Below are 561 nucleotides of genomic sequence, written 5' to 3'. Positions count from 1 at the left end.
GCAGCGGGAGGCCGACCGGCTCGGCACCCTGGCTTACGGCAACCCTTGCCGCGGCACGGATTCGATCGCGCCGTGGGCCATCGGGCAGATCAAGAAGACCGGCACCCATGGACTGGACCCGTACAAGCGTTACGGCGCCCCCGGGTGCCCGGCGTTGCCGCCGAACTTCATGGATGATTACCGCGAGGGAGACATCTTCGCTGAGAACGGCGACGACCAAGCGAGCCAGTTGAAGGCATCCATCTACCAGGCGGTAGCTCGAGGGGATTTCCTGTCCAACCCGTACGGGGTGATCACGGAGCTGGTGCACCAGCTACCCAACGTCATCTCGTCGAACATCCCGGCGTTGATCACGTTCGGTATCAGCGTGTTTCAGGCGATCGTCAGCGGCATCGTGTTCCTGGCTGATCAGCCGAACCCGCATTACAGCCCGTATGACATTTCGGGCGGACTGGATTGGGTGCGCAACCTTCTTTCGTGACACAATATCAACTACTAGGCGTTAAGGGGTCAAACATGATCAACCTCGATTGGTTCAAAGCTACCGGGCTGCTGGCCGCG

The 561-nt window shown here is 60.6% G+C and carries 1 pseudogene; it reads left to right on the top strand.

The features are described 5' to 3' along the window. Positions 1–481: pseudogene (locus tag A5622_RS29465) on the top strand (peptidoglycan-binding protein); the annotation flags it as partial. Positions 482–561: the final 80 nt, after the last annotated feature.

This window comes from Mycobacterium sp. 1245801.1 (assembly GCF_001673055.1).
Classification (GTDB): Bacteria; Actinomycetota; Actinomycetes; order Mycobacteriales; family Mycobacteriaceae; genus Mycobacterium; species Mycobacterium europaeum_A.
This window is presented reverse-complemented; position numbering and strand designations above follow the sequence as displayed.